Here is a 26,672-nt window from a genome sequence, read left to right as displayed (position 1 = left end):
CCTGACACAAAAACTGCATGAACTTTATAGTGCATAAGTGATTCAGAATGAACATCCCAGGCGGTGCCCACCCTACACAAATGCAATTACCTCCTGATGAAGAATCTCGTTTGACCATTAACATCGTGCCGATGATCGATGTGGTATTTGCGGTGCTGGCGTTTTTTATTTTGTCGACGTTGTATCTGACGCGGGCGGAAGGTTTGCCAGTGGCATTGCCTCGGGCAACCACGGCGGAGAGTCAGGAGGCAACGCTAACGTTGACGATTACGGCGGAGGGGAATTTGTTTTTGGGGCAGCAACCGGTGACGTTAGAGGCGTTGTCTGACGAGGTACAGGCGCTGATCGAGCCGGGGCAAACGGCGATGGTAACAGTGCGAGCAGACATGGCGACACCCCATGGGCAGGTGGTAGCAGCGATGGATCGAATTCGAGATTTGGATGGGGTACGGTTAGGGATTGCGACACAACGACCGTAAGAGAGTGGGCACGATCCAACTAGTATTTAGTGAAATCTAAAATAGGCGCATTTGCTGCGCCTTACTGATTGCCGAAGTTCCCACAGGTGGCATGGGTCCTCGATTTGACGCCAGCCGATCGGCTAACCGTGTCGTCTCCGGTAGTCGATACATCGGTGTACACTGCATGACATAGTCAACCGCTGTTTCTAAACTAATGCGATGCCCAGCGGACACATAGAGCGGCTTCGTGTCTTTGCGACTTCTCAACACCGCCCCAATCCGCTCCCCCCGATCCATTAACGGCATCCAGGCTCCCTTTTCTGGCGGCAATTCATCGTAGGTCCCTAGCAATCGAGACTTGGCCACACCAATCGTCGGTTTATCAATCCTTACCCCCAGATGGCTAGCAATCCCTAACCGACGCGGATGGGCAATCCCTGCTCCATCGCAGATAATCAAATCCGGCTCCAAAGTGAGCTGAGCCAATGCATCCAATACGGTCGGCATTTCACGAAACGACAGCAAACTGGGTACATAGGGAAATGTGGTAGGACGATGGGCAATAGCCTGTTCCAGTAGCGTTAGCTCTGGCAGCTGTAGGACCACGGCAGCGGCACGAATGACAGTCCCATTTTGCTCAAATCCAGCATCTACACCTGCGACGGTAGTAATTGACTTGAACTGGTCAGTGGTAATTACCCGAGTCCGCAGACGGTTTTGTACCGCAATTGCTTCAGTAGCATCCACAGGCCAGGTTTTAGGGATATCAATTTTCATGATTCTGTGTAGCAAATTGGGTATGCTTCGTTAGCATCAAAAGGATTTGGTAGATTAGGAGACTATAGTGCGTCGTTCAGTTAATATTCGTTCAATCAGCACAAAGGTAGCACTCTCACTGCTCGGTAGTGTTTTGCTCATAGGGGGAGCTCCCCATGGAACTAGGGTAGATGCAAATCTTGCTATAAATCAGCCTGAGCCAGCTGAAACAGGTATTTTACCTTTGCTCGAAGATGAGATTACACCTCTGATTGAGTTAGCTGATCCAAACGATGTGAACAAACAACGCCAACAGTTCTTATTTGTTCAAGGATTATTTGCAGTGGCGGTGGGGCTAAGTTCATTAGCATTGGTCCATGGCGTACGGAGCTACGGTAAACGGCACAAGCAACAGCAGCTGGAGTTTCTCCGCCACGTAACCCGAGAGTTTGAAAATGATCCTGATATTGCTCAAGCTTTAAAGATTTTAGACTTTGAAGAATATCGCTCATATCAGGATGGCTGCAATCATGGTATTGCCACCCAAGCAACGACATTCAATGTAACGGATGACCTGCTGAGTCGTGCCCTCGCTGATGATGAGTCCCGACAATATCAACGGGCATTACTGGAAAAACTGTCACCTGATGCTGAAAATTACGAATCAGCGGTGAGTAATTACTATGCCGAAACCACGGTACGGGATTGGTTTAACAAAATGCTCAATTCTATCGAGCATTTTAGCCATCTAGTGGAGGCAAAAGTCTTTACTGTCAAGGAGGTAAAACCCTGGCTATTGTACTGGGTACGTCTGATTGCTGATGAGAAATACCGTCGGAATCATGATTCTCGGATTTATAACCAGCTCTATAACTATATTCATGATCACGGTTTTAATGGGGTTAAAGAGCTATTTGAACGGTTTGGGTATCGGATTTTACGCACCCCTTACCAGGAGGATGATTTTTACCAGCTCAAGGATTTTCATCACTACAATACTGGCCTGGCATTGAGTATGGCCAAAACCTCCATGCTGGTTTATCAAGATATACGTTATGTACTGGAGATTTTGGAACTATGGGGCATCAAGGATACCCGCGATGATTTTCAATACTTTAACGATAAGGAATATGACACTCAGGCATTTATCTTTCGCACTGATAACTGCATTGTATTAGCCTTTCGCGGCAGTCAAGAGATTCGCGATTGGTATACAAACTTTAGTACAAAGTTGAGGAAGTTTACGATTCGGAGAGAGGGACAAACTACCATATCGTCTTACAAGGGTAGAGTGCATACAGGTTTTTTCCTAGGCTGGGCTAGTGTTGAGAAAGGGGTACTGGCGCAAATTAAAAATTGGCAGAATGAGCTAAACCCTGGTGAAGCATTGCCACCTTTATTAATAACCGGTCACAGTTTGGGGGGAGCCCTGGCAACAATGGCCGCAGCCTCTCTCCAGGACAACAATATCAGTGTGGCTGGGTTATACACGTTTGGTCAGCCACGGGTGGGCGATCGTTCATTTACGCGACAGTTGAATGCCAATCTGGTCGGTAAGGTTTTTCGCTTTATCAACAATAATGATGTTGTCCCCCATGTCCCACCACCGTTTTCATTACGAAGCCCGACGAGACTTTATGCCCATCTCGGTACGGTCAAATATTTTAATTCTAAAGGGAGCTTGGTGACTAACTATAAGATACTTAGCCGAGCCTTGGATGGTCTCATTGGTTTAGTCAAAAGTTTATTTGAATCGGGGTTTGATCTGATTTCTGATCATAGTATGTCTTACTACATCAGCTACCTAGCTAAGGCTATGGATGAAGAAAAACAAGATCGAGTAGCAACAAAATTGGAAACCGATGTGAACCGATCTGGTGGTGGCCCTGATAACGCTACGGCACCAGTGAAAAAGAGCGTTTAGGATCCGAACTACCAAAATTGTCGGAAGTCTTCGTCGTTGGAGCTGAGTTGGGTCCAGACAACGCCCTGCTGTCGGAATTTTTTGACTAGTTTGGCGCAGGCGGGACGTTCGGTGGCATAGTGACCTGCATCGATCAGTATGAGATTGCGATCGCGCCCTTCCTGAAACTGATGAAACTTGCAATCCGATGTCAGATATGCTTGAGCCCCGGTTTTTGCCACTGCTGGCATAAAGCTAGCGCCAGAGCCTCCCAAGACCGCCACTCGATCGATTGTCTGTTGCAAATCTGCCATGGGTGAATGAATTAAATTCGGTGGATTGAGCTTGGTTTGAATCATAGCCAGCAGCTCATCCAAGGTCTGAGGGCCGGGCAAATCTCCCACCCGACCATAACCTAACCCATCCTGAGTCGGTACCACCGGCATCGAGTCCTTTAACTCCAAAAGCTGCGACAGCACATCAGCCGTCCCATCCGCTACCTGGTCAAAATTTGTATGGGCGCTATACACACCAATGCCATGGGTGATACTCAAACGCACCATATCGCCAACGGGGTTGCCAGTCGCTACAGACTTCAGCGGACTAAAAATTAGCGGATGATGCGCAAAGATAAGGTTCACTGGGGCACCCTCCTCTTTAAGCCGAATTGCCTCGGTCATAACCGTCAGTGTGGGGGTTAAACATACAAGTACCCCAGCCGGTTGGGATAAAATACCAGGCTCAATCTGCCAGCCGCAGTTATCCCAGGATTCTTGCCATTCAGGCGGAGCCCAGGCTTCCACCCAGTTAATCAGTGCATCAACGTTCATGGTGACTCCTTCTTCTCAAAGCGACTCAAATCCTGTTGTCAATACTGATACAACAGATCTTGACAATACTGACTCTACAGCAACAGCAACCGAGCCAGTTTCAACAGGTATGCAGTCAGTCACAACAGATAACTCAGCTACATCTGGAACCCCTGGCCATCCCTGGCCCCTTTACACAGGCGGTATCTTATTAGCAATTTATGGTCTATTTGCCTCCATAGATTTATTAGACATCGGGTTTCAGGCCATTCTGGGTCCCCAGGCAGAAGTCCTGTTAACCCTGGCCTCTAACCCTTGGCTGGGATTGCTACTGGGTATTTTAGCCACTGCTCTACTGCAGTCCTCCAGCATTGTCACCGTCCTACTAGTCGCTTTGGTTGCAGGTGGACTCCCCATTGCCACTGCCATTCCCATGGTCATGGGCGCAAACCTGGGTACCACCATTACCAATACCCTGGTGAGCCTGGGGTACATTGGCAACGATGACGACTTTGAACGAGGCTTTGCCGCCGCTACTATTCATGATTGTTTTAACCTGCTTGCCCTGGTTATTTTCTTTCCCCTAGAGCTGTTACTGCATCCGCTAGAACGACTCAGTCAGTGGTTTCTGACGCAAAATCCAGGTCTAGATTTTTTGCCAGAACACCTCATATCCCCAATCGGTTGGCTGGTGCAACCCACCCGTTGGCTGATCGCTTACGGAGTCAACCATCTGAATGGTCCTTGGGATTCCCTCCTACTGTTTGGGATCAGTGTTGGAGGATTGATGATCTCTGTAACCAGCCTGGGCTGGCTTACGAAGCATTGGTTAAGTGGCCCAGCTCAGGAGGCGATTTATCGAGGCACAGGTCACGGCTCAAAGTTGGGAGGATTAGCCGTCGGAGCAGGAGTTACTGCCCTGTTGCAGTCATCTTCTATGACCACCAGCCTAATGGTGCCCCTAGCAGGGGTTGGCATAGTCGCTCTAGATTACGTCTACCCATTCGTTTTAGGAGCCAATATTGGCACCTGTATCACTGCTTTATTAGCGACTCTAGCGGTGGATAGTCCAGTTGCACTCCAGTTAGCATTGGTCCATATAAGCTACAACCTGCTGGCTGTCGCCCTAATCTATGGCCTACCGCTACTGCGTGCTGTGCCATTAACGATGGCACAGCAACTGGCGACAATTGCCAGACATTATCGCATCGTCGCTATTGTCTATGTAGTAGGCGTATTTTTCTTGTTGCCATTTATGGCATTATGGCTGTCTTTGCTATTGCTTACCTAAGCTAGAAATACCCAAGACAGAACTTATTCAAAGCATTGAGAACAGAGTCTTATAGCTCTTCTTCCCAATTCTCCACTGCCAACAGGTGACTAATCGGATCCTGCATAGAAAACTCAAATTCTTCAAGCTCGTGTTTCCAATAGTCCCAGTTGTCTCTAAACAGAAACGCTATCTTCCAGAGCTTATCAGTGGACTTAATGACATTAGATTCTACAAGGGATTGCACTTGGCGCTGAAACTTGGCCATTGGGTGTAACACCAATGGAGCAGCTGTTGTCGTTTTAGCCATATACGAAATGATTTAGTTTTTTTAAAAACCTGCGTCGAACATCAAAAATTCAGAACCCTCAGATTCAGGTGGGGGCAAACGCTACCTTTCACAAGCGCTGAATTTTACAAGGATAAAATGTATCACACGGATTTCCGTTTGATACAACTCTTTAGATTTAATTGATAGCATGTCGTTACCCCATGCATCAAATCCTGATGTCTTCATCAACCTACATACCGATGGGTACATATTACCGAATTTGACTGAATTTGCTTCGCACGTTGCCAAAGCCATAGCGCCTGTCTAAGCTAATATGCGGCATGTAAACCCGAACAGTTCCCATGGCTGAGTCTGAAAACATATATCTTCCCAAAACGGACGAGTCTGACGATCTAAAGCGTATTCGTCACACCTTTTCCCATGTCATGGCAATGGCCGTGCAGCGGTTATTCCCTAAGGCTCAGGTCACCATTGGTCCCTGGACTGAATATGGGTTTTACTACGATTTTGACAATCCTGATCCTTTTTCTGACAAAGATCTAAAAACGATCAAAAAGGAGATGATCAAAATCATCAAAAAGGACTATCCAGTTGAACGGGAAGAAGTATCCCGTGCAGAGGCCAAGCAACGAATTGAGGCTCTAGGTGAACCCTACAAGCTGGAAATTTTAGACAGCATTGAAGAACCCATAACTCTCTATCACATGGGTGATCAGTGGTGGGATCTGTGTGCTGGTCCCCACGTCGAGAGCACTCGCAAGCTCCATCCCAAAGCCTTTGATCTAGAAAGCGTAGCCGGAGCCTACTGGCGGGGTGATGAAACCAAAGCTCAGCTGCAGCGCATCTATGGCACCGCCTGGGAAACCCCCGAGCAGCTGCAAGAGTACAAACGTCGTCGCGAAGAAGCCAAAAAGCGGGATCACCGCAAACTAGGTAAAGAACTCGGGTTATTCCTATTCTCTGAAGATGTGGGACCCGGTCTGCCTTTGTGGACGCCTAAAGGGACCTTGCTCAGGTCCACGTTGGAAGATTTTCTGAAACAAGAACAGGTTAAGCGCGGCTATCTGCCTGTGGTGACTCCCCACATTGCCAAGATAGACCTGTTCAAAACGTCAGGCCACTGGCAAAAATACAGCGAAGATATGTTTCCCATGATGGCGGAAACAGAGGAGGCCAAAGCCAACGAAGTGGGTTTTGTAATGAAACCCATGAACTGCCCCTTCCACATTCAGATTTACAAGGACGAACTACGCTCCTACAAAGAGCTGCCCATGCGTCTGGCCGAATTTGGCACGGTCTACCGCTATGAGCAATCTGGCGAGTTGGGTGGCCTGACCAGGGTGCGTGGCTTTACCGTCGACGATGCGCACTTGTTTGTGACGCCCGACCAGCTGGACGACGAATTTCTCAAGGTGGTCGATCTGATTTTGGCCGTCTTTAAGAGTCTCCAGCTAGATAACTTTAAGGCCCGTCTTAGCTTCCGCGATCCCGACTCCGACAAGTACATCGGCTCCGATGACGTCTGGGAAAAATCCCAAAACGCCATCCGTCGTGCCGTTGAAACCTTAGGGATGGAACACTTTGAAGGGATTGGTGAAGCCGCCTTCTACGGTCCCAAGCTAGACTTTATTTTCACCGATGCCCTGGGTCGAGAATGGCAGCTGGGCACCACCCAAGTGGATTACAATCTGCCCGAACGCTTCAATCTGGAATACGTCGCTGACGACGGCACCCGCCAGCGTCCGGTGATGATTCACCGGGCACCTTTCGGTTCATTGGAACGCCTGATCGGCATTCTGATCGAAGAATACGCCGGACTCTTTCCCCTATGGTTGGCCCCTGAGCAGGTTCGCCTCATGCCCGTCACCGCTGAGCAGTTGCCCTTTGCCGAGCAAGTGGCTGAGCAAATGCAGCAGCTAGGCGTCCGCGTTGTCGTTGACCGCAGTGGTGAGCGCTTGGGCAAGATGGTGCGCAACTCTGAGAAAGCCAAGATCCCGGTTATGGCAGTGATTGGAGCTAAAGAAGTTGAAGCCAATAGCCTCAGTATTCGCACCAGGCAGGAGGGTGATCTGGGCGCAATTTCAGTCCCCGATGTCATTACCCGCGTAAAAGCAGCGTTGGATAGCCACGGGTACTTCTAACCTGAAATACTGATTTTTTGGAACCCAATTTTTGGATACCTGCTCGAAAAGGGGCACCCACAAGGGAGAGCCCCTACGCATGCCGTAACGTTGCCCTGAATCCCCGAAACCCTGACCCCTAACCTCGCCGTAACTTCCTGCTATTGCCATTGGAGATAACTGCATATGCTTGGGTTGTAGGGCGGGCATCTCCGGCCCTGCCCAGGGGGTGTGGGGAACTCGGAGGGACCCCACGCAGCAGGTTTTGCTTTGCTCCAACATCCTAAAACCTAAAAGGGAAGGGTTTGTTCCCAAAGGATTGTTTGGGGTACAACCCGATGGGGTTCGATAGGCTCAACCCATGCAAAAAACCTGACACAAAATCACTAAAAACCTGACCATGCCCCAAACCGCCCAAGTCACAGTCCCCGCAACCACTGCCAACATCGGTCCCGGCTTCGACTGCCTTGGTGCAGCCCTCACCCTCTACAATCACTTCCAGTTCACCCTGGCCGAAACCCTAACCATCACCATCACCGGCAAAGAGGCCGATCGCCTCAGCACCGGTCCCGACAACCTCGTCTACAAGGCCTTCGAAGCTGTTTACACCCATCTCAATAAACCCACCCCACCCGTCCACATCGATATCGATCTCCACGTTCCCCTATCCCGTGGTCTGGGTAGCTCCTCCACTGCCATTGTCGGCGGTTTAGTCGGTGCTAACCTACTTGCCGGTAGCCCCCTCAGCCAGGACGAAATCGCCACCCTTGCAACTGCCATAGAAGGCCATCCGGACAATGTGGTCCCCGCCCTCCTCGGTGGCTGTCGCCTAGCTGTCCATGGTGAAAATGATCAGCTTACCCTCTGTCAAATCCCCTGGCATGAATCCATCATTCCCATTGTGGTGATTCCTGACTTTGAACTGGCGACTGCTGCTGCCCGTCGTGTTTTGCCCGATAGCTACAGCCTAGCCGATGCCATTTTTAATGCCGCCCACTTAGCGTTACTCACCCAGGCCCTGGCTAATGGCAATGGAGACTGGTTAACGAAGGCCTTGTGCGATCGCATCCACCAGCCCTACCGTAAAACCCTCATCCCCAGCTACGACAAAATTCATACCGCTGCCCTGATGGCTGGAGCCTGGGGACTCGTGATCAGCGGAGCCGGACCCACCCTATTTGCCTTAGCTAACGAAAAAACGGCTCCTAACGTCTGTCAGACTCTAGGACAACCCTGGCAAGCGATCGATATTCCCTGTACTGTCCATCAGCTTGCCATTGATTCCATTGGCACCCAGGCCAAACTGATCGGCTAATCCCTATCACCATAAGGATTTCGTAAGATTATCTCGACTCAAAAATATTCGACCAGATTTTTGTAAACATAGATTTACATAAATGCGATTAATTACATTCATAGTCATAGCCTATGTGTAATAAGTCTGCGTCTTTCCAAGAGCTTTATATATTCAACTGATTAAGAAAAACAAATGGCTTTTTAGTGGATTTGGCCTTATCAAAAGTTAACTAAATTACATATACTGTGACTGGGCGTATTTCAATAGGTATTTATCCCTAATGCCGTCCGGTTAGTTAGCCTAGTTTCTTTTTATTGCACCGTGCTCCTGACTTCCTCCGACCTCTTCAACTAAGGCCGCCGCGAAAACAGTAGTTCCCTGGCAGGGTACGTTGTAGACCACAAGCTTTTTCGCTTCAAGCTAGACCAACTGCCTCTCGGCATGATGCGCTTCTAATGAGTTGTATGCATGAGTTGGCATGACTGTTGAACACTTTCCGTGGCTAACAGCGCTAGTTATATTTCCCCTTCTGGCAGCTATTCCCATTCCCCTGCTGCCAGATAGTGAAGGCAAAACCCTTCGCTGGTATACCCTTGGCGCTTGCTTGGCTGAACTTGGCCTCATTCTTTATACATTTGCTACCTATTACGATGTGACCCAAACCGGGCTTCAGCTAGTTGATAACTATGCTTGGGTCCCTCAAATCGGCCTGAACTGGTCCCTGGCGGCAGATGGTCTATCTATGCCCCTGGTGGTTCTGAGCGGTTTGGTAACAACGTTGGCGGTAGTCGCTTCCTGGAATATCACCATGAAGCCCCGTCTTTATTTTTCACTGTTGCTGCTGATGTTCAGCGCTCAGGTCGGCGTTTTCTTGGCCCAAGACATGCTGATGTTCTTCATCATGTGGGAGCTGGAGCTCGTACCGGTCTATTTGCTGATTTCTATCTGGGGCGGTCAAAAGCGCCTCTATGCAGCGACTAAATTTATTCTTTACACGGCCATTGGTTCCATCTTTATTCTGTTGGCAGCCATGGCCATGGCCTTTTACGGTGACAATCTCACGTTTAATTTTAGTGAGCTAGCTGCTAAGGACTATTCCTTACCAATGCAGCTATTTACTTACACCGGTTTTTTGATTGCCTTTGGCGTCAAGCTGCCGGTATTTCCATTCCACACCTGGTTACCGGATGCCCATAGCGAAGCACCAGCTCCTGTCTCTATGATTTTGGCTGGTGTTCTGCTGAAAATGGCAGGCTATGGTCTCATCCGTATGAACATTGAAATGTTGCCTGATGCCCATGTTTACTTTGCTCCCGTCCTGGCAATTTTAGGCGTTATCAACATTGTTTACGCTTCCCTGGCCGCCTTTGGTCAAGACAACCTCAAGCGTCGTATGGCCTACTCTTCAGTGGCTCACATGGGATTTGTGCTGCTAGGGTTAGCCGCCTTTACCACCCTGGGTCTGAGCGGTGCTCTCCTGCAGATGATCTCCCATGGTTTGATTGCAGCGGTATTGTTCTTCTTGTCTGGTGTCGCGTACGAGCGCACACATACACTGGCCATGGACAAAATGGGCGGTATGGGCAAAGCGATGCCCGTTGCTTTTGGTCTGTTCACGGCTGGTTCCATGGCCTCCTTAGCGCTGCCAGGTATGAGTGGCTTTGTGGCTGAACTCACCGTCTTCCTGGGCTTTTCCACTAGCGATGCCTACAGCACATTCTTTAAGGCCGGTATCGTTATTTTGGCCGCTATCGGTGTGATTTTATCGCCGATTTACCTGCTGTCGATGCTGCGTCGGATCTTCTTTGGTACTCCTGGCGAGCTAAGAATCCCTAGCAATACATCCTGGGATATCAATCCCCGTGAAGCCTTTGTGGCACTTTGCCTGATAGTCCCCATCATTGGTATTGGCCTTTATCCTAAACTGGCCACTCAGACCTATGACGTAAAAAGCACTGAGCTTGCCAACCGCGTTCAGAATATTCGCTTGGCCCAGGATGCGGATCACGGTCCCTTCTACGCCCAGGTGTTGGCTGCGCCTGAACTGCTAGCCAGTCGTCTATCGACCGTTAGCATTCGATAGTTAAAACTGAGGCGTTAACTTCTTTATCCCTTCGCCAGGGTTAATGGAGTCTTCCAATTTCACTTGAAGTCGCTGGTGTTCTTCTGTGGGCATCAGCGACTCTCATGTTTTAAGGCGTTGTTCATCTGATGTCCCCCCCTGGGGCATTGAATCAACTAGGGCGAAGGCGATTTACTTATTGGGGAAAAATCTAACGTTCAGCCATGGTTGCCCCTGCTGGAAAGTCTCTAACCGGATTTAAACATTTGAAGTTGAGTAACCAAAGCTGTCTAAGTGCTGTCGTAAATAGTCTGGGCTGGGTGCTGTTATGCTGTCAGCCTGGATTAAGTCACGGCGCGATCGCAACTGTAACCCGCACATTTTCAGTTCAGGCAAGCTATTCATCTGGCGAGCCCATAGCCATGGCCCAGGTAGTGGTCTATAGTCCTGAAAATCCAGATCAACCCTGGACCACTGGCCAAACTAATGAGGCCGGAGAATTTGACTTTAGCCCTGATATGGTTGGCGATTGGGAGGTGGTGATTCGGCAGGCAGGCCATGGCACCACTGTTAATGTGCCAGTGTCAACAACTGCAATTGCCCCAATAGACCCTCAACCAACCGATTCCCCAACCGCTACGCTTGTCTCCACTTCTGACCCTTTGACGACGAGCCCCCTACAACGGTGGGTCAGTGCCGGAGCCGCCCTCTGGGGGTTGATCGGTACAGTCTTATTTTTTTCGCGAGGTAAATAATCCTAGTGCATATTCCAGATGGTTTTATACCACCCCAAGTTTGCATTGTTGGATATGGTTTAAGCGGGTTAATTACCTGGCACTGTTTGCGACAAGTTCAACGGCATCCAGACCCTGCCGCCCAAATGCCCAAGGCCTCGTTGCTGGCAGCGGCCTTTTTTGTGGTCACCTCTATCCAGATCCCCCTGCCGCCCATGAGTTTACATCTTGTGCTCAGTGGTCTGCTAGGAGCGGTACTGGGCTATTACGCTTTTTTAGCTATTTTGATTGGTCTCTTTTTCCAGGCCCTGTTCTTAGGTCATGGCGGCCTTTCCACCTTGGGGGTAAATTCCCTAATTATTGGTATACCAGCCTTGGTCGGTTATGGTATTTTTCACCTGCGACGATGGCTGCCCCGTGCCCTAACACCGTCAGTCCGCGACGGCATCAGCGGCTTTTTAGCCGGAGCCATCGGTATGATGTTAGCCGTTACCATCTTTATCAGCCTATTGATCTTTGCGATCCCCGTCGGTTTTGATGCTGCTACCGAGCGGATGGCGCTGCTCACCCTTGGGATTGCCCATGGCCCCTTAGTGCTTGTGGAAGGGATCTTTACGGCACTATTGGTCACGTTTTTACGGCGTACCAAGCCAGAACTCTTGACTGGCCTCGTTTCTAAACCGACTCCTGAATGGGCCACTGAGCGGATCAGCCAGCCAGAACCCACCAACTCCGGTAATTATTCGGCAGATCGGCTATGCGATTAACTCTAGACACTTACGCAGGGCTTCATTCTCCGCTCCATTGCTGGTGGCCACGGTCAAAGCTAGTGGGGTTGGGAGTGCTGATGCTGGGATTTGCCTGCGTCCAACAGGTGCAGCTGATACCGGTTTGTTTAATGGTAACGGCAGTGCTTTATGGACTGTCGGGTTTGCCCTGGTCATTTTTGCGATCGCGTCTACGCTATCCAGGGTTATTTCTCCTGGGTCTGGTCATTGCCCTACCCCTCCTATCGGGGAGTACTATCCTTTGGCAATGGGGCCCTTTTGCCATTCGACAGGAGGGATTGTTAGCCATGGGGCTCATTGCCGGTCGTTTTCTCTCCATTGTCACCCTCGGGATGCTGTTACTGGGCACTACGCCCCTGTTGATGCTGATCGACAGTCTTGTTTCCTTGGGACTCCCACCGCTACTAGCAGAAATGACCCTGCTCTCCTATCGTTACTTATTTGACATGGCCGATCAGCTGACAAACCTACGTCAGGCCATGCGATTACGTGGATTTCATCCCAACGGCAATCGCCAAAGCTGGCAACAGCTTGCAGCAGTGGCGGGTACGTTACTTGTGCGCAGTTATGAACAATCAGAGCGCGTCTACAAGGCAATGCGGCTAAGGGGCTATGGTCATAGCCAATCGGTAAAATCCCAGATTAAAGGTTGGGGGAAATCTGCTGATCTGGTTGCTATCGGATTATGCGCTACCATTTCTCTGGCCTTGATCGGCACGCAGATATGGCTGACAGTGCCTGAGACTTAAGTTTTGAGTTTTGTAGAGCTTTCCCTTTTTCAGCGTATAAGATTCTCTTTCAACCGTGCTTCTCTCGCCCTTTTGAGTCGTGTCTATGACATCTCTAATGCCTAACAAATCAATGGCTGTCGCTCCCCAAGTGACCATCGCGGCTATTGCTATTGATCACCTTTGTTTTTCATATCCTGACCGTCTAAGGGTACTCGATAATATTTGTTTACAAATTTCACCAGGTGAACGGGTAGGAATTATCGGACACAATGGTTGTGGAAAAACAACGTTATTTATGACCCTTTGTGGCGCACTTGCCCCCACATCTGGCACGATCCGGCTGATGGATAAACCCGTATTAGCCGGTGGGTTTAATTCTCAAATTGGGCTGTTATTTCAAAATCCTAACAATCAGTTATTTTCTGCATCCGTACGAGAAGATGTTCGCTTTGGTCCTGTCAATATGGATCTACCACCCCACCAGGTTGATGAGCGAGTTGAGTCGGCCATTGCCCTGACGGGATTACAGGATCTTGCCGAACGGCCTCCCCATCATCTATCTGGTGGTGAAAAGCAAATGGTGGCCATTGCTGGACTTTTGGCTATGACTCCCCAGATCGTTCTCTATGACGAACCCACGGCCAGTCTTGATATTCGTAGCCGACGGCGGTTGATCACCTTTATGCAAGGGCTACAGCAAACCATGGTGATCGCTTCCCATGATTTGGAATTTTTGTTGGAGGTTTGCGATCGCATCCTAATCATGTACCAAGGTAAAATTGTTGCCGATGGTCATCCCCAAGACATCATGGGAGACGACACTTTGATGCATACCTATGATCTCGAAAAACCCCACTCATTGATTCCCCATACCATCAACCATCACAAATAAACCTTGTCCACGTCCAGAACGGTCGTTTTACCGTAGAGGAAACTACCGGTTTCAACTTGGACGTGGTTTAGGAGCATTGCATGCAATGCTCCTACCTGGCAACATCTGGATAACTGACCTGACCATCATGTTTGGTTGATGCAGCAAATGTTTCTTCAAAAAAAGTTGCTGTTTTCTCCAATTCGGTTCCACCCTTAAGACGGTAGAACGCCAATGCTCGAACCAATGCTTCATCCCGCTGGATCACTCTGACCGCTCGCGAAGCTCCTTTTTCTCCCTTGTAGGGATTATCGATCCACAGAGCATCACTCAATCCTAAGGCAGCTACCAAGGGTGTTGCAGACTCTGTTTGCAGCCGATCTGCCACAGCCGATGGTAGATCGGCCAATGCTTCAGCCTCTGTTAGTTGTCGGGCTCGGGTGAGCAGTGTCTGAAGTCTTTCTGTATCTATGCTCATCAACCCAAATCCTTTTTCAAAAACTTTACACTCTACCTGAAACCATAAAGCAACTGCGTAACGTCACGTAATTAGTACGTATGACTTCTGATCGCTTCAAAAGCTTTACTATGATATTTTCGAGAACTTACTCAGAGCAGCACTATTCGTCAGCGGTTACCGCAGCTGTTGCAGATCTTTTACAAAGTTATCGTGGTTATCAGATCGATGTCATGCGTATCCTACCTAGCCATGAACGCGAGACCCGTGCCTACGAGCTTTGGATTACCGCCTGGGATAAAAACGAAGACAGATATGAGTTTATCTACGAACTCCGCATTGGCGTCGTTAAGGGCGAGCTAATTGTATTGTCATGGATGCCGTTATAGGTCACTAGAAGGCAATGTCAATAAACAAATAAAGAACCCCTAAGGCTGACGGACCTCAGGGGTTAATGGAAATAACTAAACTAGCGCGGTAAGAGCAATAGCTGATTTGGAGGAATACACCGAATTGACTGAAACGCTCTTGATCCAAAACATCAAAAGTAAAGCCATATCGACAATCAGCAATGCCCATGAAAAATACAGAAAGGTATACCTAACGTATTTAAGTAGAGCGACAATGGGTCTACGCTTTACGGGAGTAGTACTCAACCACGAGTAGCTCGTTGATGTTGAGGGCAATCCATTCACGTTCGATGATGCCGTTCACCTTAGCTTCGAGCTTAGCTTTGTCAAAATCTAGGTGGGTGGGAATATTGGCTAAACCTGGAAACTCCAGGTTAGCTTCCACTAGCTTCTTCGAAACGTCCTTGGTACGAACACCGATGACATCACCAGGGCGGCACTGATAGCTAGGAATACTAACGACGCGACCGTTAACGGTAATGTGACCGTGGTTAACGACTTGGCGAGCAGCGGGGATCGTGGGTCCCATGCCCAGTCTGAAAATGGTGTTATCCAAGCGCATTTCTAGCTGCTGCAGGATTACCTGACCAGTAGAACCACTGGCACGACGTGCTTTTTTCACATAGCGCAGTAGCTGACGCTCGGTTACGCCATAGTTATAGCGAAGCTTTTGCTTCTCTTCGAGACGAATGCAATATTCGGATTTTTTCTTCCGTGCCTGGCCATGCTGACCAGGTGGGTAAGCCTTGCGGGCAACTTTCCGGGTGAGACCGGGTAGTTCACCCAAGCGGCGAGTGATGCGAAGGCGAGGACCTCTATATCGCGCCATGTAGCGTTTAGCTCCTTTATAGGAATATTCCAGTCCACAATTATAGGTGATAGGAGGGCGTAATGCTACAGAATTTTGGAGATGAAGCTATCCGATAAGACGTGACGAATCGGATGGTGCCACTGGTAGCTGTTTTAAATGCACTCTAAAAAGACTTAACCTCAATATTAAGCATATCCATCCAACTATCAGGATTCTCAGTCATCAGGCTCACCAACTGCATTGGCTGCTCCGGCTTTGCCGAAATACTAAATCCCTTCGGATTCTCAATAAACGCAACCACCTCATCCACTGCATTTGTCGCCAACTCATTATCAGGCGACAACAAAAACTGACTAGCCCCTGTTAGTTGACTAGTCAACTCAGCCTTCAGCTCATCCACACTCTTACCATCCTCAGCCGCCATCGATGCCAGAAACTTCTCAGCAAACGAACCATCCCGATAAGTAATCTCCAAACCATGGAAAATCACATCCGTATTCGCTAGTGCCGCCTCCTGAGATTCAGCCACCTCTGGGTCCACATTGCCCAGTTTCATATTGACCGTCAAATCCCCCACCTGATCGGCACTCACCTTAAACGCTTCCACATTCATCTCACGTTTGGCCTTGTTGTACCGATACTTGGTATCAATGTCGAAACTTAGCTCAGAGTCATAACCAGCCTGCTTCAAGAAATTAGCCATTGCCAACTGTTCTGGCTGGTTTAGATCCACGACTAAACCCTGAACCGAGGCGTCAAACACTGTGGGTACGTCCGATTTTTCATCAATGTCACGGATAACAACTTTCTCAATCGTCACCTCAGCTGGATCATCCTTAGACGTGATGGTAATGTCTTTGACATGGACATCCTGAGCTAATGGTTTATAGCTAATATCCTTATACTCAACAGTCAGATTCTCCTCTTCCATGCCGTCGATCAGTTTATTGACCTTAGCCTCAGCGACGTTAGTACCGTAGAGATTTGCACCGAAGTATAGACCGACAGAAAGAACACCGACACCCAGTCCTGCAATTGCTAGCTTTTTCATAAAGAAGGCTCACTGTTTGATTACTGTTACCTACATCAGTGAACCCAGCTTTTCCTAAAAGACACTAGTCTCTCCCTAGGGAGAGGGATTTAGAAAAAGGACCCCTAACTCCAATCCTCCTTCTTTGTCCGCTGCGCCTTGTACAACATCTCCGTCTGATGAATTTCGCGGGTTTTCGCCATCAGTTCATCCTCTGTCAGCGACCAGTTTGCCAACGCCTGATCCAAATCCTGCTGAATGTCTCTTGCTCCTGGAAACCCGTCATACCGAATCCGCAGCCGTGCCAGCTCAATCAAATTAAAGTCCGTCGCCTCACCATTTAGGAGGCCAGTGACTACTTCACGGTCCTTCTTATACTGCGGATGGGTCAGTTCCTTCTTATCAGCCATGTTTCCTAAATTGGGTATTGGTAAAAGAATATTAGCTTGAGCTGCAGGAATTTTGGTAATTGCCCCTTGATTTGGAGTCGTTGGATCAGCAACGCTCAAAATCCCTATATTAGCTAGGCTAAACATAGCAAACCCCTGCGACTGAAGACCTATTCCTGATTTCAATTATGACGATTACCCAAAAACTGCAGCAGCTTCAGTCGATTTTTCAAGCCATGGACCATGCTCTAATTGCCTACTCCGGCGGTATCGACAGCACCCTGGTTGCCAAAGTCGCCTACGACGTCCTCGGGACTCAAGCCTTAGCTGTCACAGCAGAATCGCCATCGCTGATGCTAGAGGACCTGGAAGCTGCCAAAAGTCAGGCTAAATTTATGGGCCTCAACCATCGTATTGTCCATACCTACGAAATGGATAACCCCAACTATACGAGCAATCCCACCAATCGTTGCTACTTTTGCAAAAGTGAACTCCATGACACCCTCAGGCCGTTGGCCATAGCCGAGGGCTATCCCTATGTCGTTGATGGTCTCAATGCTGACGATCTGCAAGACTATCGTCCCGGCATCCAGGCTGCCAAGGAACGAGGCGTGCGTTCTCCGCTGGCAGAAGTGGGGCTGAGTAAGTTGGAAGTGCGGGAAATGTCGAAATATCTGGGCTTGCCCTGGTGGGATAAGCCATCGCAGCCTTGCCTTAGCTCACGGTTTCCCTATGGTGAACTGATTACTACGGAGAAGCTGCATCGCGTTGGTCAGTGTGAACGCTATTTGCGTCAGCTGGGCATCCGTAACCTGCGGGTACGCTCAGATGGGGAAACGGCCCGAATTGAGCTGCCGCCAAGTGAGATTAAAGACTTTGTCGCTTCAGTCGATCTAGATGCCCTGGTATTAGCATTCCAGGAGTATGGGTTTATCTATGTAACCCTGGATTTGGAAGGTTACAAAAGCGGTAAGTTAAACCGTGTTTTGGAAAAAACTGGGGTTTAAAATATGGGGATGCCCCTACGGAGGGTGGAATATAACGAAATTATTGATGATTGGGATGACTAACCCTATGAAAAAATCCTCGGCTAGATAGCTAGCCGAGGATTTTTTCATTCATTGCTTAACCGGAGATGTTCAGTGCGCTAAGCAGCGACACCCTGCCGCTCTTTAGCTTCCTTAATCACCTCTTCAGCCACATTTTTGGGGCAAGGGGCATAGTGATCAAAGGTCATGGAGAACTGACCACGGCCAGAGGTCATGGTACGTAGGTCTCCAATGTAGCCAAACATTTCGCTCAGAGGAACATCGGCCTTGATCCGTACACCTGTGGGGCCTGGTTCCTGGGATTTGATCATGCCGCGACGACGGTTGAGGTCACCGATGACGTCACCCACGTAGTCTTCGGGGGCAAAGGCGTCTACGGCCATGATTGGTTCCAGAATTTGGGGACCGGCCTTGACGAAGGATTGACGGTAGCCAGCTTTAGCTGCGATTTCAAATGCGATCGCACTTGAGTCAACCGGGTGGAACCCACCATCAGTGAGCGTTACCTTAAAGTCAACCACTGGGAATCCAGCCAGCATGCCTTTTTCCATACTAGAGGCAAAGCCTTTTTCCACCGCAGGCCAAAATTCACGGGGGACATTACCACCGGTTACCTTGGACTCAAACTCAAAGCCTGCACCCGTTTCATTGGGTTCGATGGTGTACTCAATCTTACCGAACTGACCAGAGCCACCAGACTGCTTTTTGTGGGTGTAGCTGTCGTTGAGCACCTTGGTGATGGACTCACGATAGGCCACCTGGGGTTTGCCCACTTCCACTTCAATACCGTGGGTCCGCTTGAGGATGTCCACCTTAATATCCAGGTGCAGTTCGCCCATTCCTTTCAGAATGACTTCGCCACTTTCCTGGTCGGTTTCCACCTGGAAGGAAGGATCTTCCTGAACCATCTTGCCCAGGGCAATGCCCATCTTCTCAGAACCACCCTTTTCCTTGGCTTCAATCGCAATGGAAATCACTGGATCGGGGAAGACCATGGGTTCCAGCGTAGCTGGCTGCTTAGGATCGCAGAGTGTGTGACCGGTCTGGACGGTCTTCATCCCGAGTAGGGCGACAATGTCACCCGCTTGGGCGCTATCCATTTCCTGACGGTCATCAGCATGCATCTCAACAATACGGCTTACTCGTTCAGTTTTACCTGTAGCCGTATTTAGGATGGTGTCACCCTTCTTGAGAGTACCGGAATAGACCCGAGTAAAGGTGAGCGCGCCAAAGCGGTCATCCATAATCTTGAATGCCAGCGCCCGCAAGGGATACTCAGGATCAACCTGGGCCAGGCCGCCGGTCTCATTACCTTCGATATCCACCTCAGGCTGAGGTTTCACCTCAGTGGGACTAGGCAAGTAGTCTACAACTGCGTCTAGTACCAGTTGTACACCCTTGTTCTTAAAGGAAGAACCACAGTAGGTGGGAAAGAATGCTAGATCACGCGTACCCTTGCGAATACAGGCTTTCAGCTCATCAATGGAGACGTCTTCACCTTCGAGGTATTTCTCCATGACGGTGTCGTCTTGCTCGACGGCCAGCTCAATCAGCTTTTCGCGCCATTCGGCTACATCATCCGTCATGTCCGCAGGGACATCCTGGATTTCGTAGTTCATGGGCTCACCGGAGTCATCCCAGATCCAAGCTTTCTCAGTCAACAGGTCAACCACACCGACAAAGTCGTTCTCAATACCGATGGGCAGCACCATCACCAAAGGTGTAGCGGCTAGTATGTCATTGACCTGCTTCACCACCCGGTAAAAGTCTGCACCGGTTCGGTCTAGCTTATTAACGTAGATAATTCGGGCGACTTCTGAATCGTTGGCATAGCGCCAGTTAGTTTCAGACTGGGGTTCTACACCACCAGACCCACAAAATACACCAACACCACCGTCTAGTACCTTCAGGGAACGATAAACCTCAATAGTGAAGTCAACGTGGCCAGGGGTATCGATAATATTGAGCTGGTGCTCATTCCAGAAGCAGGACGTGGCTGCAGACTGAATCGTAATGCCGCGTTCCTTTTCCTGGTCCATGAAGTCCGTGGTGGCTGCACCATCATGCACCTCACCGATCTTGTGTACCTTACCGGTCAACTTCAAGATCCGCTCAGTGGTGGTGGTCTTACCCGCGTCTACGTGGGCGAAAATGCCAATATTTCTATAACGACTGAGATCTTTCATGGTAATTCTCTAGGGTTTAACTACGTCTCCAAACAGTTTTTGACCACCTTTAGGACCGTTTAAGGACCATTCAGAGCTAAAGCAGACTTGGAAAAGTCAGGGCAACGGCATCGCCGCCCAGGCAATAGATATATTACTTCAAAATTATTCACATTCCCTTAATTCTTAGGACATTGGCTGTCTAAGAACCTGGAGAATGTGAACAACATGAAGTTGACTGTAGATAGAACTATATTATCAAGTTAGCTAGAGTAATGGCGTTGGTCAGCCTCGTAATAACCGATCTGCTCGGCATATAAAATGGTTGCAGAGTAAGGCTTTGAGAAGGTTCGAAAATATAAAACTTTGGCCTGTTGGCAACTATAGCGGGGCCAATCGCTACGTCCCGAAAGAGCAGTCTGGCTAAGCGTGGACGGAATGAAGCGGTTAACGATCGCCGATTGGAGCTATAGCCGGGCTATAGTCTCTGACATCATAGGGATCAGGCACAACGATATAGCCTGACTCCAAGTCACCCAGGACCTGATTGCGCTGATGTCCCCAATACCACCAGTGGGCCGCGCCATAGGCACAGACGATACTATCAAGCTGATCTTCAACCGCTTTTAGGGCAGCACCCCCTACAGGGGGCACTGCTGGGATAGTGGGGAGGTGATTCATCTCTAACCGAGGCGTATGGTTAGGAAGGTGATGTAGCAGTAGCGATCGCAGTCGCTCAAGTTCCTGACGCCGCTGGGCAATGCGACCTTTTTTATATTTGAGAATGCGGGCAAGACCAAACAGATGGACCATGGCTGGATGGGGAAAGAACTCTATCTGATAGCGCCCCGGTTGCTGTGGGTCTAATGTCGGAGCATGGCTAAACCCCTGCTCCGTTAATCCCTGCTCAAAGGCTAGTAGTCGGGGGGCAAAGGCTGAAGCCTGACTGGCTGGATAGCAACCGGCATGATATTTGCCAAAATATTTGTGAGCTAGACGGTCCGGCTGCCGCATCCCAGTTGGATTGGGAATAATTGTAGGAGCATCGACAGCCACCATGGCTGGTGTAGAACCTGGCGCAAATCGATCGATCCAATCAAACACCTGGCTATGGGTATTCAGTCGATCAAGGGCGACCAGTAATAAACTCGCCCCATCTAATGTCAAGCAACAAACACCGCTTGGTCCCGTTTGCCATCCCAAATCAATACCTAGAAAAATCATGGGTTTTCAGGATAGTTATATCTGATGCATTTCCCAAAGTAAACTTTGACACCAAATGCTGCCCCAATAGTCTCTCAGTAAATCTTCTATCGCTACAGCATTATTATCATGATTTTGTTCTCTCTTATCCGTATGGATAAAGTAAAAGCTGCACTAATTTTTCGATTTGATGCTGCACTAGAAATATCTAGATGTAGAGTCCGCAAAGATACTTAGGGCACTTCGTACTCAATCTCAAGTTGGCAACATAATGGGCCTGTGGAGGACACAATTCACGTCTGCTTATAGTGTGAAAGCTCGTCCTAAAAACTATAGTGGTGCCTTTCCCTTGCTAACCCATTAATCTATGCCTGCGTTCCATATGAACCTTAAGCGATCAACTGCAAATCCCTGTACCCAAAGCCCTGAGGACGCTGAGCTCACCAAATTGCGCATAGCTAATGAAGCGTTACAAGCGGACAATGATGATCTGCAATCATTGGTAGAGATTGTTACTGAGCATTCAACCATTCTCGAAAACGCTCTTGAAGATCAAAATCGAGAAATGGCAGACTATATCGAGCAGGTAAAAACAATTACTGCCGCTGCCATTACGGTCCAAAACGATACATTTCATCCCAATAGTTTGACCACAACGGCGTCCCGCTCCGATGAACTCGGTAATCTAGCCCAGGTATTTTCGGAGACTGTACAATCTGTCAAACGACAGGAGCAAAAATTGGTGGAGGCCAATGCCCATCTCTCTGCATTATTAGAGGCCTATAGTCGTTTTATTCCACCCGAATATTTAACCTTTCTACAACGAGATAGTATTCTCGATATTCAGCTAGGGGATCATGTCAGCAAAGAAATGGCGATTATGTTTTCTGATATTCGCTCATTTACCACCCTCTCTGAACAAATGACGCCTCAAGAGAACTTTGACTTTGTGAATGCCTATTTACGGCGAGTCAGTCCAGAAATTCGTAAACATAATGGTTTTATTGTCAAATATCTAGGTGACGGTATGATGGCCGTCTTTCCTGATGGTGTGGATGATGCTCTGCAGGCGGGCATTGCTAAAGTGCGCCAAATCAGAACATACAATCAACATCGACAGACCGAGGGGCATCCCCCCCTGGAGGTAGGTATTGGCCTGCATGCCGGACATATGATGGTGGGTATGGTGGGAGAATCCAATCGCATGCAGGCTGATGCAGTCTCTGACAACGTCAATCTTACAGCCCGTCTAGAAGGCTTGACCAAGTACTATGGCGTCTCGTTTTTGATTTCAGAAGATGTCATTCTCAAGCTAAACCACCCAGAGAAGTATTCAGTCCGATTGCTAGATCGCATTATTGTCAAAGGTCGCCAGGAACCCATCACAATCTATGAAGTGTTAGATGTAGAGGTCGAAACTGTGCGTAGGCTAAAGTTAGAAACATTGCCTATGTATCAACAGGGACGACACTTCTATCACGATGGAGACTGGAGTAAGGCTGAGGCATGCTTTGAGGCAGTGTTGCAGATCAACCCTAATGATAAGACAGTGCAGCTATATCTAGAACGAATTCAGCAATTGACTCAGCAGGCCATGCTCCAACCCTGGAATGGTGTATGGGCCTTTACTCAAAAGTAAGCCCAAAAAGTAAGGGATAAGGATTTTATAAGAGCCAAAAATTAATGCTGGAGAGACGTTTCATGCAGCGTCTGTACATCTGATAGTGGAGCCTAATCAATTTTGTTTCCCAAGTCCACTAATCTAAAATAATCTCCAGGCTAGGTAACAGTCGCTGCAAATTTTTTAGAGATTTTCCCTGCCAGGGTGTATTTTGACTACCCACAACAATCATATTAACTGTTTTTTCTGAACGAACCCTAATTACAAATTTGGAAATCATACTGATACCCGAGCTGTTGAGAAACCTTAAGTCCCTCAGGTTTAGTTTAATTAGCTCGGGTCCCTGCTTTAGTAGATCCCGCATGAGTTGAGCAATAGGTGCATAAGCATCGGGACCACTCAAGCGTAGAGACCCTTCAAAGGTGATGGTGGCCGTTTGTTCATCACATTGAACTAAGTAATTTTCTCCTTCAATTGCTCGAATATCCATTGTTTTTACCCCTTCTTGTGGCTTAGATATGATCATTAATCAAAAAAGTGTTGCGTGCAGGTGATTCTAAAACTTAAGCTGAACCATCGTTGTCACGGTCAAATTTTTTGCTTGATGGTCAGATTGACTAAACTTCCAACCTAAATGAGCTTGATAGTCATTTTGCATGGTGATAAACCCCATGCCGGAATTAGCAACGATTTCGTCCCTGGCAATCTTTTCAATCTGGCGGATATAAAATTCATCAGGATCTGAAGCAAGCAAGTCCTGAATGAAAGCTTGTAGCTTTTTAAGGCTATCTGGAGAGATGCCGTTGGTAACGGCTAAAACAACTGTCGTTGACGGCTCTTGTAGTAGGTGTAGATTAAACTTGATCGGTTCTTCTGATGGTTCATAGTTAAACTTCATTGCATTTTCTAGCAGTTCGTTAGCAATGTAGTTGATAGTGTTTTTGACATCTCGTTGTTTCTCAAGATTGTTACCGTCGGCATCATAAACTGGAAGAAACGTGGTCAAGTAGTCTGCTACAAAGTCGGCAGATAGACCATTGTTACGCCAGCGCTGTTGAACGGAGAGTGATGTGGGGGAAAATCCTAGTTCCAAATATTCATGATACGTTTTCGGTATATTTTCTCTAAATTCACCAAATATTTTGGTCACCATAGTTAAACTCTAAGTTGCATTTTGTCTTGGAAATATTGTTATCAAAGCTGTTAGCGGTTATAGGCCACAGCAGTTCCTGTTAACCATAAAAACAGCGATAATATATGAATGGGTAAAAATAGCCACAGGTTTAAATCATGCCATTTGCCCTCGTGAATATCTTCTAGCCAATCTGTACGACGAGTCGCGACCTGTAATACATCTCCTGTGGATGAATCTATTTGAAATTCTTGACGATTTTCAGCTCGGATAGTCGTCACTCCTTGGTTGGGATAGACATAAACACGCCACACATCTTTCCACTCTTCAACTCCATATTCTGGAAGTTGTTGAGCTGTTTCTAACACTTGAGGAAACTCGATCTTGGGCACTGTGCCTTGCCCCTGTTGTAGAACAGGCATCACCCAGGGGACTTCATAGCGTACCTGGAGTAGCAACCCACTAAAAATGACACATGCCCAGGGAATCATAACAACCCAGCCCAGCCAATAGTGATAGGTCAAAAGCCAGGATTTGAGGCGTAATCGTAATGGTCGTCCGTCTTTTGCAGTCGCCTGAGGGATATGGGTGGTGACATTGGTCGTGGCAGTCTGAGCAGTTTGTGTTGTCCGCTTTGAGCTTTTCTGAAATAGAGTTTTGAGGCGCACTGGCGTCATTTTGATATTGAGATAAACCCCAGTCAAAAAGAGAACTAAGAACCCTACCCTAACCGGTAGCCCTAGCCATAGGCGTGCATGCCAGGCAGAAAAATCGTGCATTTTTACCACAAAGTCATTGCGCCGCTGTGCTGTTTGTAAAACCTCTGCAGTGGCTGCGTCAACCTGGGTTTCTAGCTGATCATGGTTGCGAACTTTGATAATCCCTTTGTTAGGGCGTAGATCTAAGAGTTTGATATCTTCCCAGCCGGTTACCTGCATTGCTGGAACAGATTTTACCTGAGTCAAAATTTGTTCTAGGGAAGCTGTTGGCTGATATTTCTGACTGCCTTTGGTGGTTGGTGGTTGGATCCAGTCAATTGGTTTTCTAATCTGTAAAAAGATACCAGTGGTGATGATAAATATCATGGGAATGGCAATTGCGATCGCAATCCATCGGTGATAGAGGCGATTCCAGCGGGCTATCCGCTTAGTGAATGATGTTGAAGACATAGAATATTTTCTATAGGGATAATTTAGGCATTCACCGCACAATCGGCAAAAGAATAGTGGCTGATTCTACGGTTGGCGGCTTAATATCAAACGACAACTTAATATCAAACTAAGTTCACCGCTGGCTGCATCGGTCGTTTCAACACAAGTAAGGTGATATCGTCAAAGACCTTTTGACTACCAATGTGAGTTTGGACATCCTGAATCACCTGTCTGCGAATCTCCTCAGCTGTCAGATACCAGTGACTTTTCACCAGCTCACATAGACGTGGTAACCCATAATGGGTACCCTGGGTATTCTCAGCCTCGGTAATGCCATCTGTATAAAGAACCAGACCATCACCAGGGGCGATTTCAAGCTGGGTTTGGTTAATAAACTCAGAGATGTCTGACTCTAACCCCAAGGGAAACCCTAAGTCGATGGTGTCAATACACTCCACATCGCCACTGTTGCGAACAATAATGACCTCTTCGTGCTGCCCCGTTAGACATACTTTCCCAGCCCTATAGTCGAGCAACGATAGGGTCATATTGCGCTCAGAGTTCATGCGCTGCGCATTGGCATAGATAGTTTGATTGAGCGTATTCAATACTTTTTCAGAATCAGATTCACCGTGGAGCAACAATGTCCTTACGGCTGTTTGAGCCATGAGCATGAGCATGCCGCTCTCCAGACCATGTCCTGTTACATCACCAATGCCAATTTGAGTCCGTCCATTAAATTGCAACACATCATAGTAGTCGCCGCCAAATTCCTCTGCAGGTTCCATAAAGGTGGCAATATCCAACTGGTTGATTTGTTTGAGTTCTTGATCCTTTGGCAGAATGAGCTCTTGTAGCTGTCGACTCACCTCTAGTTCGGCTGACATTCTTACATTTTCAGCCGTTAGCTGCTGGTTTAAGTGTGTAATTTCATCATTGGCGGAAGCCAGCTGGGTGGTACGTTCTTGAACCTTTTGCTCTAAGGTTCGGCTATATTTGCCAATCAGATTAGATAACTTTTCATAGGTATCAACCATATAGCCAATTTCGTCGTATCGTTTCCCTTCCATGGGCTGATAAATAGTAGCTGTCTATTTCCTCAGGAGAGAAAATGGTGTGAGGAACTATGGTAAATTTCAAATCAATCCATCACTGTAGAT

At 48.2% G+C, this 26,672-nt stretch carries 26 protein-coding genes; 13 read left to right on the top strand and 13 right to left on the bottom strand.

The genetic code is table 11. The annotated features are described in order from the left end of the window. The first annotated feature begins 80 nt into the window (after window positions 1-80). On the top strand, window positions 81-479 hold the full coding sequence (locus tag IXB50_RS20500) for an ExbD/TolR family protein (protein ID WP_215610861.1): 399 nt from the start codon (window positions 81-83) through the stop codon (window positions 477-479). Window positions 480-515: 36 nt separating this feature from the next. Here the strand turns inward: IXB50_RS20500 and nfi are convergent, their stop codons facing one another. After that, complete coding sequence (gene nfi / locus IXB50_RS20495; RefSeq protein WP_215610860.1) at window positions 516-1,238, bottom strand: deoxyribonuclease V; 723 nt, start codon at window positions 1,236-1,238, stop codon at window positions 516-518. Window positions 1,239-1,305: 67 nt separating this feature from the next. On the opposite strand from nfi, the gene IXB50_RS22685 reads away from it, so the two are divergent. Continuing rightward, on the top strand, window positions 1,306-3,141 hold the full coding sequence (locus IXB50_RS22685; protein ID WP_215610859.1) for a lipase family protein: 1,836 nt from the start codon (window positions 1,306-1,308) through the stop codon (window positions 3,139-3,141). An 8-nt stretch (window positions 3,142-3,149) separates the two neighbouring features. Here the strand turns inward: IXB50_RS22685 and IXB50_RS20485 are convergent, their stop codons facing one another. Beyond that, the gene (locus tag IXB50_RS20485) at window positions 3,150-3,950 is read right to left on the bottom strand and encodes a Nif3-like dinuclear metal center hexameric protein (protein ID WP_215610858.1); all 801 of its coding nucleotides are present in this window, start codon (window positions 3,948-3,950) and stop codon (window positions 3,150-3,152) included. Here IXB50_RS20485 and IXB50_RS20480 point away from each other — a divergent pair. Further along, entirely contained in the window at window positions 3,949-5,220 is a 1,272-nt protein-coding gene (locus IXB50_RS20480) for a Na/Pi symporter (RefSeq protein WP_215610857.1), read from the top strand. The two genes, IXB50_RS20485 and IXB50_RS20480, sit on opposite strands and share 2 nt — an antisense overlap. A 49-nt stretch (window positions 5,221-5,269) precedes the next feature. On the opposite strand, the gene IXB50_RS20475 is transcribed toward IXB50_RS20480, so the two are convergent. Next, entirely contained in the window at window positions 5,270-5,509 is a 240-nt protein-coding gene (locus tag IXB50_RS20475) for a DUF4327 family protein (RefSeq protein WP_215610856.1), read from the bottom strand. Between the two features lie 323 nt (window positions 5,510-5,832). Between IXB50_RS20475 and thrS the strand changes: the two genes are divergently transcribed. The 7 genes from thrS (at window position 5,833) to IXB50_RS20440 (ending at window position 14,115) form a co-directional block, all read left to right on the top strand. Further along, on the top strand, window positions 5,833-7,632 hold the full coding sequence (gene thrS, locus IXB50_RS20470; RefSeq protein WP_215610855.1) for a threonine--tRNA ligase: 1,800 nt from the start codon (window positions 5,833-5,835) through the stop codon (window positions 7,630-7,632). A 379-nt stretch (window positions 7,633-8,011) separates the two neighbouring features. After that, complete coding sequence (gene thrB, locus IXB50_RS20465; protein ID WP_215610854.1) at window positions 8,012-8,926, top strand: homoserine kinase; 915 nt, start codon at window positions 8,012-8,014, stop codon at window positions 8,924-8,926. A 460-nt stretch (window positions 8,927-9,386) separates the two neighbouring features. Beyond that, the gene (locus IXB50_RS20460) at window positions 9,387-10,991 is read left to right on the top strand and encodes an NAD(P)H-quinone oxidoreductase subunit 4 (RefSeq protein WP_215610853.1); all 1,605 of its coding nucleotides are present in this window, start codon (window positions 9,387-9,389) and stop codon (window positions 10,989-10,991) included. A gap of 203 nt (window positions 10,992-11,194) precedes the next feature. Continuing rightward, window positions 11,195-11,725 carry a carboxypeptidase-like regulatory domain-containing protein gene (locus tag IXB50_RS20455; RefSeq protein ID WP_215610852.1) on the top strand — a complete coding sequence of 177 codons (531 nt, stop codon included), beginning with the start codon at window positions 11,195-11,197 and terminating at the stop codon, window positions 11,723-11,725. Window positions 11,726-11,730: 5 nt separating this feature from the next. Continuing rightward, window positions 11,731-12,471: a cobalt transporter CbiM gene (gene cbiM, locus IXB50_RS20450; protein WP_215610851.1), complete on the top strand. Its 741-nt coding sequence runs from the start codon at window positions 11,731-11,733 to the stop codon at window positions 12,469-12,471. Continuing rightward, the gene (gene cbiQ, locus IXB50_RS20445; RefSeq protein WP_215610850.1) at window positions 12,462-13,241 is read left to right on the top strand and encodes a cobalt ECF transporter T component CbiQ; all 780 of its coding nucleotides are present in this window, start codon (window positions 12,462-12,464) and stop codon (window positions 13,239-13,241) included. Before cbiM ends, cbiQ begins: the two co-directional genes overlap by 10 nt. Before the next feature lie 112 nt (window positions 13,242-13,353). Further along, the gene (locus tag IXB50_RS20440; RefSeq protein WP_246564793.1) at window positions 13,354-14,115 is read left to right on the top strand and encodes an energy-coupling factor ABC transporter ATP-binding protein; all 762 of its coding nucleotides are present in this window, start codon (window positions 13,354-13,356) and stop codon (window positions 14,113-14,115) included. Between the two features lie 91 nt (window positions 14,116-14,206). Here IXB50_RS20440 and IXB50_RS20435 read toward each other — a convergent pair whose 3' ends face one another. Beyond that, the gene (locus tag IXB50_RS20435) at window positions 14,207-14,572 is read right to left on the bottom strand and encodes a hypothetical protein (protein ID WP_215610848.1); all 366 of its coding nucleotides are present in this window, start codon (window positions 14,570-14,572) and stop codon (window positions 14,207-14,209) included. Between the two features lie 110 nt (window positions 14,573-14,682). Between IXB50_RS20435 and IXB50_RS20430 the strand changes: the two genes are divergently transcribed. Then, a complete protein-coding gene (locus IXB50_RS20430) occupies window positions 14,683-14,940 on the top strand; it encodes a hypothetical protein (protein ID WP_215610847.1) in 258 nt (85 codons plus the stop codon). 241 nt (window positions 14,941-15,181) lie between these two features. Here the strand turns inward: IXB50_RS20430 and rpsD are convergent, their stop codons facing one another. The 3 genes from rpsD to IXB50_RS20415 all read right to left on the bottom strand — a co-directional run bounded on the left by rpsD (window position 15,182) and on the right by IXB50_RS20415 (window position 17,338). After that, window positions 15,182-15,790, bottom strand: a complete 609-nt coding sequence (gene rpsD, locus IXB50_RS20425) for a 30S ribosomal protein S4 (protein ID WP_215610846.1) — start codon at window positions 15,788-15,790, stop codon at window positions 15,182-15,184. Window positions 15,791-15,935: 145 nt separating this feature from the next. Then, window positions 15,936-16,823 carry a hypothetical protein gene (locus IXB50_RS20420; RefSeq protein ID WP_215610845.1) on the bottom strand — a complete coding sequence of 296 codons (888 nt, stop codon included), beginning with the start codon at window positions 16,821-16,823 and terminating at the stop codon, window positions 15,936-15,938. A gap of 104 nt (window positions 16,824-16,927) precedes the next feature. Continuing rightward, window positions 16,928-17,338 (bottom strand): DUF3288 family protein, encoded by a 411-nt coding sequence (locus IXB50_RS20415; protein WP_326520858.1) that lies wholly within the window; start codon window positions 17,336-17,338, stop codon window positions 16,928-16,930. A gap of 41 nt (window positions 17,339-17,379) precedes the next feature. Here IXB50_RS20415 and larE point away from each other — a divergent pair, with 41 nt between their 5' ends. Continuing rightward, complete coding sequence (gene larE / locus IXB50_RS20410) at window positions 17,380-18,198, top strand: ATP-dependent sacrificial sulfur transferase LarE (RefSeq protein ID WP_215610844.1); 819 nt, start codon at window positions 17,380-17,382, stop codon at window positions 18,196-18,198. Window positions 18,199-18,338: 140 nt separating this feature from the next. Here the strand turns inward: larE and fusA are convergent, their stop codons facing one another. After that, a complete protein-coding gene (gene fusA / locus IXB50_RS20405) occupies window positions 18,339-20,426 on the bottom strand; it encodes an elongation factor G (RefSeq protein WP_215610843.1) in 2,088 nt (695 codons plus the stop codon). A gap of 426 nt (window positions 20,427-20,852) precedes the next feature. Continuing rightward, window positions 20,853-21,629 (bottom strand): DUF429 domain-containing protein, encoded by a 777-nt coding sequence (locus IXB50_RS20400; RefSeq protein ID WP_215610842.1) that lies wholly within the window; start codon window positions 21,627-21,629, stop codon window positions 20,853-20,855. Window positions 21,630-21,975: 346 nt separating this feature from the next. Here IXB50_RS20400 and IXB50_RS20395 point away from each other — a divergent pair, with 346 nt between their 5' ends. Continuing rightward, window positions 21,976-23,247, top strand: coding sequence for an adenylate/guanylate cyclase domain-containing protein (locus IXB50_RS20395; RefSeq protein WP_246564788.1), 1,272 nt, complete (start codon window positions 21,976-21,978; stop codon window positions 23,245-23,247). A gap of 118 nt (window positions 23,248-23,365) precedes the next feature. Here the strand turns inward: IXB50_RS20395 and IXB50_RS20390 are convergent, their stop codons facing one another. From IXB50_RS20390 to IXB50_RS20375, 4 genes are all read right to left on the bottom strand, one after another. After that, on the bottom strand, window positions 23,366-23,719 hold the full coding sequence (locus IXB50_RS20390) for a slr1659 superfamily regulator (RefSeq protein ID WP_215610841.1): 354 nt from the start codon (window positions 23,717-23,719) through the stop codon (window positions 23,366-23,368). 66 nt (window positions 23,720-23,785) lie between these two features. Further along, a complete protein-coding gene (locus IXB50_RS20385; protein WP_215610840.1) occupies window positions 23,786-24,382 on the bottom strand; it encodes a DUF6272 family protein in 597 nt (198 codons plus the stop codon). Window positions 24,383-24,432: 50 nt separating this feature from the next. After that, on the bottom strand, window positions 24,433-25,530 hold the full coding sequence (locus IXB50_RS20380) for a PepSY domain-containing protein (RefSeq protein ID WP_215610839.1): 1,098 nt from the start codon (window positions 25,528-25,530) through the stop codon (window positions 24,433-24,435). Window positions 25,531-25,634: 104 nt separating this feature from the next. After that, a complete protein-coding gene (locus IXB50_RS20375) occupies window positions 25,635-26,582 on the bottom strand; it encodes a PP2C family protein-serine/threonine phosphatase (protein WP_246564782.1) in 948 nt (315 codons plus the stop codon). Window positions 26,583-26,672: the final 90 nt, after the last annotated feature.

It is taken from the genome of Leptothoe spongobia TAU-MAC 1115 (genome assembly GCF_018739885.1).
GTDB lineage: Bacteria > Cyanobacteriota > Cyanobacteriia > Phormidesmidales > Phormidesmidaceae > Leptothoe > Leptothoe spongobia.
This window is presented reverse-complemented; position numbering and strand designations above follow the sequence as displayed.